The sequence below is a fragment of the Campylobacter sp. RM9331 genome (genome assembly GCF_020137685.1).
Taxonomy (GTDB): domain Bacteria; phylum Campylobacterota; class Campylobacteria; order Campylobacterales; family Campylobacteraceae; genus Campylobacter_E.
Genome location: NZ_JACGBA010000045.1, coordinates 1 through 1,835, shown reverse-complemented (window position 1 = coordinate 1,835; position 1,835 = coordinate 1). Strand labels below are relative to the sequence as shown.

Genomic DNA, 1,835 nt, shown 5'->3' with positions numbered 1-1,835 from the left:
TTTCTTCTACTAAATCAGGGTCTAATGCTCCAAACACACAATAACTTGCCTTTTCTCCAAGATTTAGATTTTTATCATTTATTGGATTGTAAGTCGGATCGTTTTCTAACTTTTCTTGAGCTAGTTTAAGATATTCTAAACTAGCCTTTCCATCTTCATAATAAGGTTTATTGGCTTGAATATCTAGATTATCATTTTTTTTACTAATTTTAGTTGTTGGATATGTTATATAAGAATTAGCCGTTATTTTCATAATCATCTCCTTTATCATCTATATCAGCAAAATTAACAAAAACTTTAAAAATATAAAACTTATTTAAATTTCTTTTATTTGACTTGGGCGTGGTAAATTTGGCTTTAGTTCTTTTGTAATATTTGGCTTAATTATTAGAGCGTATCCACCTAAACCATCTTTATCCCATACGCTATAAAATTCTTTTTTAGAGCTTAGATATTCGCCAAAGCTTGGGTCATATACTTTCACAAAATCCCCATTAATATTATTTACCACTACAAAATGTGGAAATCTCGGGTCATTTTCAATCTTTACTATAAAAGGCACGAATATTTTTTCAAATATATTACGATTTAATTTATAAGCTTTTGCATTAAAACCTAATTTATTTAACGCATTATTTAATTCATTAAAACTTAGCATATTAGTATTTTTATCTAAAACTTCTAAAATATCTTTTTCACTAAAACGCTTGATATTTGTTAGATTTAGCAATGTCGCTATACTACTTGCCCCACAAGATTCTTCATAACTTTGTCTTACTACGGAGTTATTTTTGATTTGTCTATAAGACTTCACTGCAAACTCGGCATTAAGACAAGTTATAGTTATAAAGATTATTAGAATTTTTGCCATAAGCTAATACCAAACACACTATCAGGAGCAGCTGAACCACCACCAAAACTAGCGTTAAAACTGATACTTGTATCATCATTTATACTATAAGTTGAGCCTACACTATATGTTGGGATACTTCTTAGATTTGTATATTTTACACCATTGATTTTTTGAGCTGCTTGAAAACTCTGTGAAGCTTCTAAATCAAGCGTAATTTTAGGGCTTAATACTATACTAAGATTTGCACCAAAATTATAAGAATTTCCATAATTTATCGCTAGTTTATCAAAAGTCCTAGTATCATTATATGTAAATCCCATATAAATACCCCAAATAGCAGGGTCGCTATATCCTTTTAAGTTTAGCTTAGCTGAATGTGATTTAAAATAAAAACTTTTATTTGTATCAAGTGCTTTTTCTCTTTGTAATAATCCTGCTTGATAAGAAAAACTAAGTATTTTATCACTAAAACTATCAAATCTATAATTAAACCCAAGCCACAAGCTCTCAAATGAATAATGAGTTTCACTCATAGGCTTACCCGTAAAAAAATTACTATATTCATTTCTAGTAGCATTAGCGCCAATTGAAGTTATAAAATCAAGCTTGTTATTAAATGAATATATCAAAGTTTCATTCAAACTAAGCCTTTTATTATCAGTCCAAATCACAGGATCGCCTCCTATTATTAGACTTGGATAACTTGTGTAGATATTAGCATTCCCGCTAGTGATTAAACTAAGACTTGTAATGCTTCTAAGTCCGATTTGTCTTTTAAAAAGACTATCAATAGTAATAGCATCAGAGCCAAATAAAAAGCTTAAAGTAAATGCTATAAAAAATAACTTTTTCAAACTCTTCCTTTCAATTTAAAATATAAAATTTCAAACCCTTTTATCATATAAATTCTCGCCATTTTTATAGGCTAAAAATATAGCTAATAAATCTCTTTCATCTTTAATATTTTGAATATTAATTTTGC

The 1,835-nt window shown here is 28.3% G+C and carries 3 protein-coding genes; all 3 read right to left on the bottom strand.

The window, feature by feature from the left end:
* On the bottom strand, positions 1–253 hold a 253-nt coding region (locus AVBRAN9331_RS09650; protein WP_336612918.1), incomplete at its 3' end, for a hypothetical protein.
* Positions 254–316: 63 nt separating this feature from the next.
* Positions 317–871 carry a cysteine peptidase family C39 domain-containing protein gene (locus tag AVBRAN9331_RS09645; protein ID WP_214119685.1) on the bottom strand — a complete coding sequence of 185 codons (555 nt, stop codon included), beginning with the start codon at positions 869–871 and terminating at the stop codon, positions 317–319.
* Positions 856–1,707, bottom strand: a complete 852-nt coding sequence (locus tag AVBRAN9331_RS09640) for a hypothetical protein (RefSeq protein ID WP_214119684.1) — start codon at positions 1,705–1,707, stop codon at positions 856–858. The genes AVBRAN9331_RS09645 and AVBRAN9331_RS09640 overlap by 16 nt, the downstream gene beginning before the upstream one ends.
* Positions 1,708–1,835: the final 128 nt, after the last annotated feature.

Excerpts from the sequence above, each read along its gene's own strand:
- AVBRAN9331_RS09645 (WP_214119685.1), bottom strand. The coding sequence starts at position 871 with ATGGCAAAAATTCTAATAATCTTTATAACTATAACTTGTCTTAATGCC.